This is a genomic window from Janthinobacterium aestuarii (assembly GCF_051380835.1).
In the GTDB taxonomy this organism is placed as follows: Bacteria; Pseudomonadota; Gammaproteobacteria; order Burkholderiales; family Burkholderiaceae_D; genus Janthinobacterium; species Janthinobacterium aestuarii.
Window position 1 is genome coordinate 1,100,072 of sequence record NZ_JBNYXU010000001.1, and the last position, 17,449, is coordinate 1,117,520.

Sequence of the window (17,449 nt, forward strand, 5' to 3'; positions counted from 1 at the left end):
CCAGCGTTGAGATGTTCGCCTGCATCGCGCTCCATTCTCTCTTTCCCGCATTCCATCCCCCGATTTGCGTCCTTCATCACTGTCATCAACCTGGCGACATGGCTTTGGCCTATGATGTGCTGGCACATGCAAAATTATTATGTTTTCCTTCATCCTACAACCATGAGGTGTCCATGATTCGCTATGTCCTGCCTGTTCTGTTGTTCGCCAGCGCACTGCCGGCGCACGCCCAAGCCCCTGTCAAGGAAACGCCGCTGATCGAGCGTGCCAAGCTGTTCGGTAATCCCAGCAAGTCCGGTGGCAAGCTCAGTCCCGACGGGCAGTGGCTGTCGTGGATCGCGCCGCGCGATGGCGTGCTCAATGTGTGGGTGGCGCCGGCCAATGACCTGGCGCAGGCGCGTCCGTTGACGGAAGAAAAGGTGCGGCCCATCCGCAGCAGCTTCTGGTCGCCCGATTCGACGACCCTGCTGTTTATCCAGGACAAGGGCGGCGACGAGAATTTCCTGCTCTACGGCGTGAACGTGGCGAGCGGCAAGCAGATCAGCTACACGCCGTTCGAGAAGACGCGCGTGCGGATCGTCCAGATCAGCAGCAAGGTGAAGGACCGCATCCTCGTCGGCATCAATAATCGCGATGCGCGCTGGCACGACGTGTACAGCCTCGACCTGGCCAGCGGCAAGCTGACCCTGATGCAGCAGAACGATGGCTATGGCGGCTACCTGGCCGATGAGTTGCTCAATTTGCGCGTCGCCAGCAAGGCGCGCGCCGATGGCGGCATGCAGTATTTCCGCCTGACGGACGGCAAGGTCGAGAGCACGCCGCTGGCCGAAGTCGGCCTGGAAGACTCGCAGACTACGGCGCCGCTGGGTTTTACGGTCGATGGCAAGACTCTGTACTGGACCGATTCGCGCGGCCGCAATACTTCGGCGCTGCTGGCGCAGGACGTGGCCAGCGGCAAGAGCACGGTGGTGGCGCAAGACCCGCGCTCCGACATCGCCGATGCGCTGTACGACACGCGCACAGGCCAGGTGCAAGCTTATACGGTCAATTATCTGCAGCAGGAATATCTGCCGCTGACGAACGACCTGAAAGCCGACCTGGCCTTCTTGAAGAAAAACACGAAGGGCCAGTTCACGGTGACGTCGCGCACGGATGCCGACGACAAGTGGCTGGTGGCCGTGGACGCCGTCACGGCGCCGCCATCGAGCTGGCTGTACGAGCGCAAGACCAAAAAGCTCACGCGTTTATATGTGACCCGGCCGGAACTGGAAGGTGCGCCGCTGGTGCCCATGTATCCGCAGCAACTCAAGGCGCGCGACGGCCTGACCCTGGTGTCCTACCTGACCTTGCCGCAGGCATCGAAGGCGACGGCCGACGGCAAGGCCACGCAGGCGGTGCCGATGGTGCTGCTGGTGCATGGCGGCCCGTGGGCGCGCGACACCTATGGCTACAACGGCTACCACCAGTGGCTGGCCAACCGCGGCTATGCCGTGCTGTCGGTGAACTTCCGCGGCTCGACGGGCTTCGGCAAGCAGTTCATCTCGGCCGGCGACCTGCAGTGGGGCCGCAAGATGCATGACGACCTGCTCGACGCCGTGCAGTGGGCAGTCAAGAGCGGGGTGACCACGGCCGACAAGGTGGCCATCATGGGCGGCTCGTACGGCGGCTACGCCACCCTGGCCGGCATGGCGTTCACGCCGACGACGTTTGCCTGCGGCGTCGACATCGTCGGCCCGTCGAACCTGTTCACCCTGCTGCAAACGATTCCGCCGTACTGGGAAGCGGGCAAGCAGCAGTTCTACAAGCGCATGGGCGACCCGACGACGGAAGAGGGCAAGGCGCTGCTGAAGGAGCGCTCGCCGCTGAACTTTGCGCAAAACATCCAGCGCCCGCTGCTGATCGGCCAGGGCGCCAACGATCCACGCGTCAACGTGGCGGAATCGGACCAGATCGTGGCGGCCATGGCGGCGAAGAATATTCCCGTCACGTATGTGCTGTTCCCCGATGAGGGCCATGGCTTTGCCCGGCCCGTCAACAACATCGCCTTCAATGCCGTGACGGAAAACTTCCTGGGGCAATGCCTGTCTGGCCGTGCCGAGCCGATCGGCGCCACCCTGAAGGCGTCCACCGCCCAGGTCAAGCATGGTGCCGAGTTTGCGCCGGGCTTGCAGCAAGCAATGCAGTAAAGCTGCTTACGGTGGCGCGGCCTGCCGGGCATGCTGCCTGGCAGGCCATATTGCCCGCCTGCAGAAAATTCTGCGCGGGTGGCTTGCAAGGTGACAGTTTCCGGCGTTGCGTACGCACAACTGACGGCAGGCTGCGCAAGGCCAATTCGCTGTACCCACTCCCGATGAACCACTGGCATGACACACGGTGAGTTGGTCAATCCAGCCTTTCATGAGGCATTCTCTTTCAATTCTGTTGCTGGATAAATACACCATTTCAACAATAATTGTTTTTAGTTAAAAAACTTCCTTATTTGATAATATTTTGCAGTTGCTTTCTTTGTAAGCCGTAGTAGCATAGATTGACTTAAAGCAAGGTTCAATCATGCTGGGAAGCCACTTTCAGTCCTGTGAGGCTAGCTGTCATCGGCATGCAGGGTTGCCATGACCGTTATCCGTACAAGGCCCAGCGCCAAGATAAATGTATCGAGGGAAGACAAATGTTTCTAAATTTCACGAAATTTGGATGGCTATCCACGCCTGTCAGCGGTGTTGATTGTCTCGTTGCCGGAGACCCTGGCACACCGGCTGTCCAGACGCTGGCGCGATCGTGGCTGACGCGCCTAGCGGGAGCCCTGCTGTTTGTCTTGCTGTCCCTGTGGTCGTACCAGGCCTCCGCCGCCAGTGCCTGTCCGAGTCCGCGCGCCGTCAGCATCGTGGCGGGAGGCGAGTATTACGAGGATTACACCAATTCACCTTGCTCCCAGTTCGGTCTGACGGGCACCCTGGTGGCGCCGCTGTATGGCACGCTGGAAGATTCGAATGCCACGAATGCCGTGCGCTACCGGAATACGAATCTCAGCGCGACCTCGGACACGTTTACCGTCAAGGACGATGTGGGGCAGCCCATCGTGTACAACGTCACGATCACCTCCGCCATCGTGCTGGCGCCAGCCACCGTGCCGAATGCCACGGTGGCCCAGCCTTACTCCACGACAACCTTGACGGCGACGGGCGGCGCGGCACCATACACCTACGCCGTCAGCGCGGGCGCCTTGCCGGCGGGCATGAGCTTGAGTGGCGGCGGTGTGCTGTCGGGTACGCCGACAGCGGGCGGCACCTTCAACTTCACCGTGCGCGCCACGGACTCGCTGGCCGTCAATGGCACGCGCGCTTATACGCTGACGGTAGCCGCGCCCACCATCGCCATCGCGCCGACGACCCTGCCGGCGATGACAGCTGGCGTTGCCTACAGCCAGACGATAGCCGCCAGCGGCGGAACCAGCACGTATACCTATGCCAGAACGGCCGGCAGCCTGCCCGCAGGCCTGACCCTGGCGCCGGACGGCACCCTTTCCGGCACGCCCACGGCGGCCGGAGCGTACAGCTTTACCGTCACCGCCACCGACAGCAGCACCGGCGCCGGACCATACTCCGGCGCACGCGCCTATTCCGTCACGGTGGCTGCCGGTGCGCCCGTTGCCGGCGCCGTCAGCGCCACGGTGGCCTACGGCAGCAGCGCCAATCCGATCACGCTGAACCTGAGCGGCGGCGCGGCAACGTCCGTGGCCGTGGCGTCCGCCGCCAGCAACGGCACGGCAAGTGCCAGCGGCACCAGCATCACCTATACGCCGACGGCAGGCTATGGCGGGCCAGACAGCTTTACCTACACGGCATCGAACGGCATCGGCACCTCGGCGCCGGCCACCGTGACGATCACGGTCAGCGGACCGACCATCACGCTTGCGCCAAGCACCGTGCCGGCGGCAACCGTGGGGACGGCCTACAGCCAGAGCGTGACGGCCGCGAACGGCGGCGCGCCATACACTTACGCCATCAGTGCCGGCGCCTTGCCGGCCGGGTTGAGTCTGAATACGTCCACCGGTCTGCTGTCGGGTACGCCGACGGCGGGCGGTACCTTCAACTTCACCGTGCGCGCCACGGACAGTTCGACGGGCAGCGGCCCATATTCCGGCGCGCGCGCCTATTCGATGACGGTGGCGGCGCCGACGATCAGTATCGCGCCAGCGGCCCTGCCGGTGCCGACAGTGGGTGTGGCCTACAGCCAGGGCATCACGGCGACCGGCGGCACGGCAGCATATAGCTATGCCGTCACCGCCGGCAGCGTGCCTGCGGGCTTGAGCCTGGCGCCGGACGGCACTTTATCCGGCACGCCCACGGCGGCCGGAGCGTACAGCTTTACCGTCACCGCCACCGACAGCAGCACCGGCGCCGGACCATACTCCGGCGCACGCGCCTATTCCGTCACGGTGGCTGCCGGTGCGCCCGTTGCCGGCGCCGTCAGCGCCACGGTGGCCTACGGCAGCAGCGCCAATCCGGTCACGTTGAACCTGAGCGGCGGCGCGGCAACGTCCGTGGCCGTGGCGTCCGCCGCCAGCAACGGCACGGCAAGTGCCAGCGGCACCAGCATCACCTATACGCCGACGGCAGGCTATGGCGGGCCAGACAGCTTTACCTACACGGCATCGAACGGCATCGGCACCTCGGCGCCGGCCACCGTGACGATCACGGTCAGCGGACCGACCATCACGCTTGCGCCAAGCACCGTGCCGGCGGCAACCGTGGGGACGGCCTACAGCCAGAGCGTGACGGCCGCGAACGGCGGCGCGCCATACACTTACGCCATCAGTGCCGGCGCCTTGCCGGCCGGATTGAGTCTGAATACGTCCACCGGTCTGCTGTCGGGTACGCCGACGGCGGGCGGTACCTTCAATTTTACCGTGCGCGCCACGGACAGTTCGACGGGCAGCGGCCCGTATTCGGGCGCGCGCGCCTATTCGATGACGGTGGCTGCGCCGACGATCAGTATCGCGCCAGCGACCCTGCCGGTGCCGACAGTGAGTGTGGCCTACAGCCAGGGCATCACGCCGACCGGCGGCACGGCAGCATATAGCTATGCCGTCACTGCCGGCAGCGTGCCTGCGGGCCTGAGCCTGGCGGCGAACGGCACCCTGTCCGGCACGCCCACGGCGGCCGGCGCCTATAGTTTTACCGTCACCGCCACCGACAGCAGCACCGGCGCCGGACCATACTCCGGCTCACGCGCCTATTCCGGCACGGTGGCTGCCGGTGCGCCCGTTGCCGGCAATGTGAGCGCCACGGTGGCGTATGGCAGCAGCGCCAACCCGATCACGCTGAACCTGAGCGGCGGCGCGGCAACCTCGGTGGCTGTGGCGTCCGCCGCCAGCCATGGCACGGCGACATCCAGCGGCACCAGCATCTCCTATACGCCGACGGCAGGCTACGTCGGGCCGGACAGCTTTACCTACACGGCCAGCAACGGTATCGGCACGTCGGCACCGGCCACCGTGAGCATTACCGTGGGCGTGCCCATTGTCAGCCTGACGCCGGCGAGCTTGCCCAATGCAACGGCGGAAACGCCATATGCCGTGACAATCGCGGCGGCAGGCGGCACGGCGCCATACGCCTACAGCGTCAGCGCCGGCAGTTTGCCTGCTGGCTTGAGCCTGAACACCGCCACGGGCGTGCTGTCGGGTACGGCGAATGTGGCTGGCAGTTTCAGCTTCAGCCTGCGCGCCAGCGACAGCAGCACGGGTGTGGGCGCGCCGTTCAGCGCGACCAACAGCTATACCTTGACGATTGCCGCACCGGTGATTACGCTCACGCCGGGCACCTTGCCGGCAGCGGCGGCGGCCACGGCGTACAGCCAGCAGCTGACAGCTGCCGGTGGCGTCGGCCCGTATGCTTATACCGTCACGAGTGGCAGCCTGCCGGCAGGGCTTACCCTGAGCAGCGGCGGTTTGCTCAGCGGTACGCCAACGGCGGCCGGCAGCTTCACCTTGACCGTGCAAGCGCAGGACGCACACCAGTTCGCCGGCGCGCAAAGCTATACCCTGGCCGTGTCGTCGCCCACGCTGAGCCTGAACTTGCCGAGCCTGCCAGGTTCGACGGCGGGAACCGCGTACAGCGCCGCCATCACCGCGGCGGGCGGCACGGCGCCGTATGTCTACAGCGTCAGCGCAGGCAGTTTGCCTGCTGGCCTCAGCCTGAACGCCGCCACTGGCGTGCTGTCGGGCACGACGAACGTGGCCGGCAACTTCGCCTTCACCGTCAAGGTGACTGACAGCAGCACGGGCGTGGGGGCGCCATTCAGCGCGACCCGCAGCTACACCCTGGCGGTCGGCGCGCCGACCCTGACCCTGGCGCCGGCCAGCCTGGCCGGTATCCGCATCGCCGAAGCCTACAGCCAGCAGTTCACGGCGGCAGGCGGTGTCGCACCGTATGCGTACACGCTGGCCAGCGGCACCTTGCCTGCCGGCCTGGCGCTCGATACCGCCACGGGCGTGCTGAGCGGCACGCCGACGGCAACGGGCAGCTATGCCTTCACCCTGCAGGCCAAGGATGCCAACCAGTTCACGGTGCAGCAGGCGTTGACCCTGCTGGTGAACCAGGCGCCGCCGCCGGTGGCCAATGAATCGGCCTCCACGCCGGCCAATCAGGAAGTGAGCCTGGATATCGCTTCCACCGATGGCAGCCCGATCACGGATGTCACCATTGTCACGCCGCCGCAGCATGGCCGCGTCACGGTGACGACGACGGGCGCAGCTGCACGCATGGCGCGTGCCGCCGCCGGCGCCAGTTTCAAGGTGACGTATGTCCCGAATGCCGACTACTTCGGTGCGGACAGCTTTGCCTACACGGCAACGGGCCCGGGCGGCACATCCGCGCCGGCGACGGTCAGCCTGACGGTGGCGCCATTGCCCCCGCCAGTCCCCGTCGTCAAGACTGCAACGGCAGAGCCCGGCGGATCTGTCACCCTGAACGTGACGGAAGGGGCCACGGGCGGCCCGTTCACTTCGGTGGCCATCACCACGCCGCCAGCCAGCGGCACGGCGGTGGTCAGCGGCCTGAATATCATCTACACGCCCGGCGCCGATAGCAGCGGCGACATCAGCATCGGCTACACACTGTCGAACGTGTTCGGCACCTCGGCGCCGATCAAGGCCAGCATCAGCGTCAATCCGATGCCGCAAGTGCTCACCCAGAGCGCCACGGTGGTGGCCGGCCTGACGGTTACTGTCGACCTGACGGCGGGCGCCACGGGCGGTCCGTTCACGGCGGCGAATGTGCTGAGCGTGGCGCCGGCCGAGGCGGGCAAGGTGGTGGTGCGCGACGTGGGCACGGCCGGCAAGCCGTCGTACCAGCTGAGCTTTGCGGCCTCGGGCAAGTTCGCCGGCGCGGCCGTCGTCAGCTACACCCTGAGCAATGCCTTTGCCACCTCGAAACCGGGCGTGGTCAACGTGACCGTGACGGCGCGGCGCGACCCGTCGGTCGATCCGGAAGTGATCGGCTTGCAGGCGGCGCAAGCCGATGCGGCGCGGCGTTTCGCCAGCGCGCAGCTGTCGAACTTCACGCAGCGCCTGGAAAGTCTGCATGGCGATGGCTGGGGAAGGTCGAGCTTTGGCCTGAGCCTGACGCCGCCGAACGACAGCGGCAACCCGACGGCGGCGCTGGCGCGCTGGCAGGCGGACGAAGCGGACCGCGTGTTCGGCACGGCCGTCAAACCATTCATGCGCAAGGCGGCTTTGCGCCCGAGTGACGCCGGTTTCAGCAGCGATGCGCGGCAGCAGGTGGACGTCAGCGGTGCCACCAGCGGCTTGCCGGACATGCCGCAAAAGCCCGACACGCGGAAGCAGGCCTTGTCTCTGTGGCTCGGCGGCGCGGTCGACTTCGGCCAGCACTATGTGAACGGCCGCGAGACGGGCTTCCGCTTCCGCACCAACGGCGTGAGCGTGGGCGGCGATTATCGCCTCAGCGACCTGGCGACCGTGGGCGTCGGCGCCGGTTTCAGCCATGACCGCAGCGACGTGGGCCAGAACGGCAGCCGCAGCACGGCCGACAGCGCCGTGGCGGCCGTGTATGGCAGCCTGCGCCCGAGCAAGGGCGTCTTCCTTGACGGCGTGCTCGGCTACGGCACCTTGCAGTACGACGCATCGCGCTATCTCACCGATGGCAGCGGTTTCGCCACGGGCGAGCGCGACGGCAAGCAGGTGTTCGGCGCGCTGGTGGGCGGCATCGAGATGCGCCAGGAAACCTGGATGTGGTCGCCGTATGGCCGCGTGGAACTGATGTCGGCCAAGCTCGATCCGTACACGGAAAAGGCGGCGGGCATCAATGCCCTGAGCTACTTCAAGCAGACCGTGCGTTCGCGCATCGGCGCGCTCGGCGTGCGGGCCGAGGGCATCTATGTGGGCGGCCTGGGCACGTGGTTCCCGCGCGCGCGGCTCGAATACCGGCACCAGTTCCAGGGCGCCGATGATGCGCGCCTGGCCTATGCCGACCTGGCGGCCGACGGCCCCGTGTACGTGATCCGCACGGTGCCGCAACAGACGGGCAACTGGGCGGCGGGCCTGGGCGTCAAGCTGCTGCTGTCGAACGGCATGACCATCACCGTCGACTACAACAGCAATCTGAGTATGGAGAGCGGACGTACCCAGTCGGTGATGTTCGGTATCGCCATGCCGCTCAGGTAGCGTTGCGAATAAAGGAAGTGACGCCGCGGGGCGGGAGCAGCTTGCTTCCGCCCCGCAGTGCATGTGGCGTCTGTTTTTTCATGTCATTGCCGTGCCGGGACAGCAATGATTCCATTAGAATCAGGCATCGTCTTCACCACACTGCTTACGGAATGGAATGCCTGGAATGATGACTGTCCTGACCATCGAACATTTTGCCGCGCGCGTCAACGAGACGTTTATTGCGGCCAGTGACGGCAACGCCGCCTTTGTCCTGAAGGAAGTGCAGCCGCTGCCGTCAGCGACCCTGGAGGGCTTGATGCGCAAGCCGTTCAGCCTGCTGTTTCACCATAGCTCGCCCATCCTGTTCAGCCAGAAAATCTTCCAGATGCAGCATGAGGCGTTTGGCGAGGTGGGTATCTTTTTGGTGCCGGTGGCGCGTGACAGCCACGGCTTTCTGTACCAGGCCGTGTTCAACTGAGGCCGGTACGGCGGGAAGGGCAAGGGGGGCGCCGCGATGGCGCCGCCTGCCTGGATGAATCCGACTTAGAACGCTTAACAAAACCGTAGCGAGCGGATGAGAGTTGTGGCTGAGAAGCGGAGCTGTGCGCATGCACAGTGAGCATCGGAGGCCGCAAATCCCGACGCGCAGTAGGTTTGGTTATGCGTTCTTAGTCGAATGACGGGAACTCGCCTTGCAGCGCGATGCAGAAATTCAGCGCCAGCATCGGCTGGCGGTTTTCGTGCGGCAGGCCGCCACCGGCAGTGCCGATCGCGGTCGGGGACAAGGTCATATTCGGCTGCGTTGCCGGCACGAACGCAGCCGTGCCGCCCAGCGCAATCAAGGCGTCGCCAGCGAGCGGCGTGTTGTGCTGCAGGGCAGCCGTGGGCTGGCGGTACACAGTGAGTTGATGGGTGTGGTTCGGGATCTCCGTGACGTTCAACGTGACACTGTTGGTGCCGAAGGTCTCGCCCATCACGCGCGGCGTCAGGCCCGGCCCCTGGCCCTGGCTGCAGGGCGCGCGTCCCGTGAAGTTGGGCAACTGGAAGGTCGTGGTCCCATTGCCGCCATACTGCGTGCCGATCAAGGCAAACAGGGCGGAATATTGCTGGATTTGCAGGGTGGCGCCGTTGCAGCTGGCCCATCCGTAGGGTGTGAAATTGAAGCCGAAGACTTGTATTTCGCCAAGATATGGTGAGGTCACGGTAGGTTCTCCTGATCGATTTTAGGGGCTGCGCTTGCGTGCCGGCTGTTATTGCGGCGATGGGAAAATGCCTGCCCATGCGATGCAGAAGGAGGCGGTCAGTGTCGGCATGGTGTTTTCGTGCGGCAGGGTGCCCCCCGTGGCGCCCGTGGCGGCGCCTGCCAGTGCATAGGCGGTCAGGCCGGTCAGGTCGCTCGTGTACATCTTGTCGTTATTCGACGGGGCGGTCAGCAGCAGGTTGGCCGCCGGCACGTTCGAGGTCGCCAGCGTGCTGTTTACGTTGAACGAGTGCGTATGCAAAGGAAGCTGGGTCGGCAGCAATGTGACCGATTCACTGCCGCTTCGTTGCCCGAGGGGACGGTTGCTCAGGCCGGGGCCGGTACCCATGTGCAGAGGGACCTGGCCGCGCAGGTCGGGCACGGCGAAGGTGTTGACGCCGTCGCCGCCGTAGGTGGTGCCCAGCAGGGTGAACAGGACTTCATTCTCGGCGATCGATTTCAAGCTGCCGTCGCAGGCGAACCAGCCGCTGGGAATGCGGGGAAAGGCAAACAGGCGAATTTCGCCGACATAGGGTGTGGTCATGACTATGCTCCGTAAGAAGTGGCGGATTCGTTAGTTGCGCGACGGGAAGATACCGCTCAAGGCGATATTGAAGTTGATGACCGAGAACGGCTGCATATTGTTATGCGACTGGCTGCCGCCGCTCAACGCCAGGGTCTGGCTGGAAAGGGTGACCTGTGGGCCGGCCGAACCATAGATGGATTCCGCGCCGCTGCCGCCAAACAGGGTATTGGTGGGATTTTTCGAGGTGCCCGGCGTCGTCACCGTATTGGCCGCATGCGTGTGCGGCGGCATCTCGGTTGGTATCAAGGTGACAGCCTCCTGCCCCGCCCGTGTGCCGGTCTGGTATGGCGAAGGTTGCCACGCGCCGTCGGCCGAAGCACCCGCGCCAACCGGGGTACAGCCTTGCAAGTTAGGCAAGGAAAAGGTGGTACTGCCGTTCCCCCCGTAAGCGGTACCCAGCAGTGCAAACAGCGCCTGATTCTGCGCAATGGGCAGCAATTGCCCGTTACATGCCGCAAAGCCACGCGGCGCAAAATTGAAGCCGCCCATCATGATTTGTCCTAGATACACATCAGCCATCATCGTTCTCCCACGGTTGGAATGCAGCTCAATGGCAAATGAATAATATTTTCCATTTGCAATCAATGTTGCGTTTTAAAAAACCCTTTTTGTTATAGTTACTTTATTGAAATCTCGGAGTAGCATACGTTGTCATATGGCAAGCGTCAACATATGTTGGCACTGTAGAAGAGCCCGGAATGGGCAGCGCTGACGGCCTGAAATCACCTTCATTTTTGTCTTGAAAACTCTGTATTGGAGAAGCTATGTTGCGAATTTGCAACGACGCCATCGGCCGTCCCGCACTTTTTATCCTGCTCGCTGTATTTTCCCGTTTCGGGCAATGGTTTGCTTCGCTGTGCCTGCTGATGCTGGCGTTCGTCGCCAATCCGGCGCAGGCCGCGCCGAGCGTGAAATGTACGGCCAGCCAGAGTTTTTCAGTCGCCTCGGGCGGCTCGCATATCATCGACCTGTCGGCTTGCAGCGGATTCGGCCTGGTTGACAATAATGCGACGCCCTTGCACGGCACGATTACAGGCCTCGTCAATAACAGCAATGGCATCTCCACCTATATCAATAATGGCGACGGGGCGCTGTCCGACAGCTTTATCCTGCTGGACGAGGATAGCATGGAGGTGACTTTCACTGTGACAGTCGCGCCCGCGGCGGCCGCCTTCACGGTGTTGCCGGGCAGCTTGCCCGCGCCCGTGATCGGCGCATCTTACAGCCAGGCCATGTCGTCGAGTGGCGGCGTCGCTCCTTACAGCTATGCGCTCGATTCCGGCACCTTGCCGCCTGGTATCAGCGTATCGCCGAGCGGCGTGATTTCCGGCACCGTGACGGCTACCGGCGCCTATGTGTTCGGCATCAAGGTCACCGATTCGACGGCAGGCACGCCGCAGGTGGTCACCAAGAACTATTCCGTGTCGATCGCCGTACCGATCTTGTCCATCACGCCCACCACCCTGGCTGCGGGAGGTTTGGCGACGCCGTACAGCCAGCAGATGTCCACCTCGAATGGCACCGCGCCCTATACATATGTAGTGGAATCGGGCAGTTTGCCACCGGGCCTGAGCCTGTCCTCCAGCGGCTTGTTATCGGGTACGCCCAGCGCGATGAGCACCTATAACTTTGTGATCAAATCGACCGATGTCACGGGCGGCAACGGACCGTACAACACGTCGCGCAGCTATTCCATGGTGATCAACGCCCAGCCGCCGCCGACCATCACCGGCGTGTCGCCCGCGTCCGGCCCAGCCTCTGGCGGCACGGCCGTCACGATTACCGGTACCGGCTTTACGGGCGTCACGGCGCTGAAGTTTGGCGCCAACAATGGCGTCGCCGTTACCGTCGTCAATGCCACGACCATGACCGCCACGTCGCCAGCCGGCAGTGCCGGTACCGTGAACGTGACCGTTACCGCAGATGGCGGCACCAGCGCCACCGATGCCGCCAACCAGTTCACGTATATTCCTGCGCCGACGGTCACCAGCATTTCGCCCACGGCAGGTCCTACCGCCGGCGGCACGAGCGTCACCATCACGGGCACGGGCTTTACGGGCGCCACGGCGGTGACCTTCGGTGCCACGGCAGCGACCGGCTTCACGGTCAACAGCGCCACGCAGATCACGGCGACGGCACCAAGCGGCAGCGGCACGGTCGACGTACGCGTCACCACGACGGGCGGCACCAGCGCCACCGGCGCGGCGGACCAGTTTAGCTATGCGGCGGCGCCGACGGTGACGAGCATTTCGCCCACGGCCGGCCCGGCCGCTGGCGGCGGCACCGTCACCATCACCGGCACAGGCTTTGGCGGCACGACGGCGGTGACCTTCGGCGCCACGGCGGCGACGGGCTTTACGGTCAACAGCGCCACGCAGATCACGGCGACGGCGCCAGCCGGTACGGGCACGGTGGACGTGCGCGTGACCACGGCTGGCGGCACCAGCGCCACCAGCGCGGCGGATCAATATACGTATGTGGCGGCACCGGTGGTCACGAGCATTTCGCCGACCACGGGTCCGGCCACCGGCGGCACGACCGTCATCATCACCGGTTCGAACTTTAGCGGCACGACGGCCGTGACTTTCGGCGCCACGGCGGCCGCCGGCTTTACCGTCAACAGCGCCACGCAGATCACGGCGACGGCGCCGAGTGGCAGCGGCACGGTCGATGTGCGCGTCACGACGGCGGGCGGCACCAGCGCCACCAGCGTGGCGGACCAGTTCACGTATATCGGCACGCCAACGGTCACCAGCATTGCGCCCACGACGGGCCCCACGGCCGGTGGCGCGTCTGTCATCATCACGGGCACGGGCTTTACGGGCGCCACGGCGGTAACCTTTGGCGCCACGGCGGCGACCGGCTACACGGTCAACAGCGCTACGCAAATCACGGCGACGGCACCGCCGGGCACGGGCACGGTGGATGTGCGCGTCACGACGGTGGGCGGCACCAGCGCCACCAGCGCGGCGGATCAATATACGTATGTAGCGGCACCGGTGGTGAGCAGCGTTTCGCCCACGTCGGGCGCCTCCACTGGCGGCGCCACTGTGACGATCACGGGCACGGGCTTTGGCGGCACGACGGCGGTGACCTTCGGCGCTACGTCGGCGACCGGCTTCACCGTCAACAGCGCCACGCAGATTACGGCGACGGCGCCGAGTGGCAGCGGTACGGTTGATGTGCGCGTCACGACGGCGGGCGGCACCAGCGCCACCAGCGCGGCGGACCAGTTCACGTATATCGGACCGCCAACGGTGAGCGGCATTTCGCCCGCGGCCGGGCCAACGGCAGGTGGCACCAGCGTTACCATCAGCGGCGCGGGTTTCAGCGGCGCGACGGCGGTGACCTTCGGCGCCACTGCGGCCACCGGCTTTACCGTCAACAGCGCCACGCAGATCACGGCGACGGCGCCAGCGGGCAGTGCCGGCACGGTGGACGTGCGCGTCACCACCACGGGTGGCACCAGCGCCACCGGCGCGGCGGACCAGTTCACTTATGTCTCGGCGCCCACTGTCAGCGGCATCAATCCTGCCTTCGGACCGGTCGGCGGCGGCGCCAGTGTCGTCATCACCGGTACGGGCTTTGCCAGCACGACGGGGGTGACCTTTGGCGCGACGGCAGCTCCCGGCTTTACCGTCAACAGCGCGACGCAGATCACGGCGACGGCGCCAGCGGGCACGGGTACGGTGGACGTGCGCGTGACCACCGCTGGTGGCACCAGTGCCACCAGCGCGGCGGACCAATTTACGTTTATTCCTACCGGCGTGCTGACGTTTGCGACACCGACGGCCGCCTCCGTACCGTTGGGTAACAGCTTCACCAATGCGGCGACATCCACCCTGACTGGCGGCAGTTATGGCGCCCTCAGCTATGCGAGCTCGAATCCCGGCGTGGCGACCGTCAGCGCGAGCGGCATCATCACACCGGTCACCGCTGGCAGCAGCATCATCACCGTTACCCAGGCTGCCGTTGCCGGGGTGAATACTGTGGCGACGCAAACGTATACGTTGACCGTCTCGTCGGCCATGGACATCACACCGGCTTCCTTGCCGGCGGGTCAGATCAGCGTGGCCTACAGCCAGCAATTGAGTGCCAGCGGCGGTAGCGGACCGTACTCCTACGCCGTGTCGGCGGGCAGCCTGCCTGCCGGCATGAGCCTGAACAGCAGCGGCGCACTCAGCGGCACGCCGACGGCGGCCGGCAGCTTCCCGTTCACCGTGACCGTCACGGATGCGCATCTGTTTACGGGCGCGAAGAGCTATAACCTGTCCGTTTCTTCCGCGGCGGTGGTGCTGACGCCAGCGAGCCTTGCGAATCCAACGGCCACCGTGGCATACAGTTCGACCTTGACGGCGGCGGGCGGCACGGCGCCATACAGCTTCGCCGTGATTGGTTCGCTGCCTGCGGGCCTGAGCCTGAACACGGCCACCGGCGTGTTGTCCGGCACGACGCATGTGACGGGCAGCTTCCCGTTCAGCATCAAGGTCACGGACAGCAGCACGGGCACGGGTGCGCCGTTCAGCGCGACCAACAGCTATACCCTGGTGGTCGGCGTGCCGACCCTGACCCTGACGCCGGCCAGCCTGGCGGCCATCCGTGTCGGCGACGCCTACAGCCAGACCTTCACGGCCGCCGGCGGCGTGGCGCCGTATGCCTACTCCGTGAGCGGCGGCGCCTTGCCCACCGGCCTGGCGCTCGACGCGGCGAGCGGCATCGTCAGCGGCACGCCGACGGTGGCGGGCAGTTATGCCTTTACCCTGCAAGCCAAGGATGCCAACCAGTTCACGGTGCAGCAGGCGTTGACCTTGCTGGTGAACCAGGCGCCGCCGCCGGTGCCCAATGAAACGGCGACGACCTCGGCCAACCAGGAAGTGAGTTTGACCATCGCTTCCACGGATGGCAGCCCGATCACGGCGGTGACCATCGTCACGCCGCCGCAGCATGGGACCGTCACGGTGGTGTCGAGCGGCGCGGCGGGCGGCGGCAATCTCGCTTTCAAGGTGACGTATGTGCCGAATGCCAACTACTTCGGTCCCGACGCCTTCAGCTACACGGCGACGGGCCCGGGCGGCACATCCGCGCCGGCGACGGTCAGCGTGACGGTGGCGCCGCAGCCTGTCCCCGTGCCGGTGGCGAAGACGGCCACGGTCCTGGCCGGCACGCCGGTGACCCTGAACGTGACGGAAGGGGCCACGGGCGGTCCGTTCACTTCGGTGGCCATCACCACGCAGCCTGCCAGCGGCACGGCGGTGGTCAATGGCATGGACATCGTCTACACGCCAGGCATCAATACCAGCGGCGACATCAGCATCGGCTATACCGTGTCGAACGCGTTCGGCACCTCGGCGCCGGTCAAATCGACCATCAGCGTCAATCCGATGCCGCAAGTGCTCACCCAGAGCGCTACGGTGGTGGCCGGCCTGACGGTTACTGTCGACCTGACGGCGGGCGCCACGGGCGGCCCGTTCACGGCGGCGAATGTGCTGAGCGTGGCGCCGGCCGAGGCGGGCAAGGTGGTGGTGCGCGACGTGGGCACGGCCGGCAAGCCGTCGTACCAGCTGAGCTTTGCGGCCTCGGGCAAGTTCGCCGGCGCGGCCGTCGTCAGCTACACCCTGAGCAATGCCTTTGCCACCTCGAAACCGGGCGTGGTCAACGTGACCGTGACGGCGCGGCGCGACCCGTCGGTCGATCCGGAAGTGATCGGCTTGCAGGCGGCGCAAGCCGATGCGGCGCGGCGTTTCGCCAGCGCGCAGCTGTCGAACTTCACGCAGCGCCTGGAAAGTCTGCATGGCGATGGCTGGGGAAGGTCGAGCTTTGGCCTGAGCCTGACGCCGCCGAACGACAGCGGCAATCCGACGGCGGCGCTGGCGCGCTGGCAGGCGGACGAAGCGGACCGCGTGTTCGGCACGGCCGTCAAACCATTCATGCGCAAGGCGGCCTTGCGCCCGAGTGACGCCGGTTTCAGCAGCGATGCGCGGCAGCAGGCCGACGTCAGCGGTGCCACCAGCGGCTTGCCGGACATGCCGCAAAAGCCCGACACGCAGAAGCAGGCCTTGTCTCTGTGGCTCGGCGGCGCGGTCGACTTCGGCCAGCACTATGTGAACGGCCGCGAGACGGGCTTCCGCTTCCGCACCAACGGCGTGAGCGTGGGCGGCGATTACCGCCTCAGCGACCTGGCAACCGTGGGCGTCGGCGCCGGTTTCAGCCATGACCGCAGCGACGTGGGCCAGAACGGCAGCCGCAGCACGGCCGACAGCGCCGTGGCGGCCGTGTATGGCAGCCTGCGCCCGAGCAAGGGCGTCTTCCTTGACGGCGTGCTCGGCTACGGCACCTTGCAGTACGACGCATCGCGCTATCTCACCGATGGCAGCGGTTTCGCCACGGGCGAGCGCGACGGCAAGCAGGTGTTCGGCGCGCTGGTGGGCGGCATCGAGATGCGCCAGGAAACCTGGATGTGGTCGCCGTATGGCCGCGTGGAACTGATGTCGGCCAAGCTCGATCCGTACACGGAAAAGGCGGCGGGCATCAATGCCCTGAGCTACTTCAAGCAGACCGTGCGTTCGCGCATCGGCGCGCTCGGCGTGCGGGCCGAGGGCATCTATGTGGGCGGCCTGGGCACGTGGTTCCCGCGCGCGCGGCTCGAGTACCGTCACCAGTTCCAGGGCGCCGATGATGCGCGCCTGGCCTATGCCGACCTGGCGGCCGACGGCCCTGTGTACGTGATCCGCACGGTGCCGCAACAGACGGGCAACTGGGCGGCGGGCCTGGGCGTCAAGCTGCTGCTGTCGAACGGCATGACCATCACCGTCGACTACAACAGCAATCTGAGTATGGAGAGCGGACGTACCCAGTCGGTGATGTTCGGTATCGCCATGCCGCTCAAGTAATCACCTGGCCAAGTTAGCGCTGATCGCCGGCCCGGAATCCATCCGGTCCGGCGATTTTTTTGCCCGCGCGC

7 protein-coding genes and 1 pseudogene are annotated in these 17,449 nt (G+C 65.5%); 4 read left to right on the top strand and 4 right to left on the bottom strand.

What is annotated here, in order from left to right; all coding sequences use genetic code 11:
• Positions 1–173: 173 nt before the first annotated feature.
• The 3 genes from ACQ4WO_RS04925 (at position 174) to ACQ4WO_RS04935 (ending at position 9,140) form a co-directional block, all read left to right on the top strand.
• Positions 174–2,186 (top strand): S9 family peptidase, encoded by a 2,013-nt coding sequence (locus ACQ4WO_RS04925; protein ID WP_436480448.1) that lies wholly within the window; start codon positions 174–176, stop codon positions 2,184–2,186.
• A gap of 626 nt (positions 2,187–2,812) precedes the next feature.
• Positions 2,813–8,680 (top strand): putative Ig domain-containing protein, encoded by a 5,868-nt coding sequence (locus ACQ4WO_RS04930; RefSeq protein WP_436480449.1) that lies wholly within the window; start codon positions 2,813–2,815, stop codon positions 8,678–8,680.
• A 166-nt stretch (positions 8,681–8,846) separates the two neighbouring features.
• Entirely contained in the window at positions 8,847–9,140 is a 294-nt protein-coding gene (locus ACQ4WO_RS04935; RefSeq protein ID WP_252867352.1) for a DUF6916 family protein, read from the top strand.
• Between the two features lie 190 nt (positions 9,141–9,330).
• Here ACQ4WO_RS04935 and ACQ4WO_RS04940 read toward each other — a convergent pair whose 3' ends face one another.
• The 4 genes and pseudogenes from ACQ4WO_RS04940 to ACQ4WO_RS04955 all read right to left on the bottom strand — a co-directional run.
• On the bottom strand, positions 9,331–9,864 hold the full coding sequence (locus ACQ4WO_RS04940; RefSeq protein ID WP_436480450.1) for a phage tail protein: 534 nt from the start codon (positions 9,862–9,864) through the stop codon (positions 9,331–9,333).
• Positions 9,865–9,912: 48 nt separating this feature from the next.
• Complete coding sequence (locus ACQ4WO_RS04945; RefSeq protein ID WP_436480451.1) at positions 9,913–10,446, bottom strand: phage tail protein; 534 nt, start codon at positions 10,444–10,446, stop codon at positions 9,913–9,915.
• Positions 10,447–10,476: 30 nt separating this feature from the next.
• Complete coding sequence (locus ACQ4WO_RS04950) at positions 10,477–10,734, bottom strand: phage tail protein (protein WP_436480649.1); 258 nt, start codon at positions 10,732–10,734, stop codon at positions 10,477–10,479.
• A 99-nt stretch (positions 10,735–10,833) separates the two neighbouring features.
• A pseudogene (locus ACQ4WO_RS04955) lies at positions 10,834–11,010 on the bottom strand (phage tail protein); the annotation flags it as partial.
• 242 nt (positions 11,011–11,252) lie between these two features.
• On the opposite strand from ACQ4WO_RS04955, the gene ACQ4WO_RS04960 reads away from it, so the two are divergent.
• A complete protein-coding gene (locus tag ACQ4WO_RS04960) occupies positions 11,253–17,378 on the top strand; it encodes an IPT/TIG domain-containing protein (protein WP_436480452.1) in 6,126 nt (2,041 codons plus the stop codon).
• Positions 17,379–17,449: the final 71 nt, after the last annotated feature.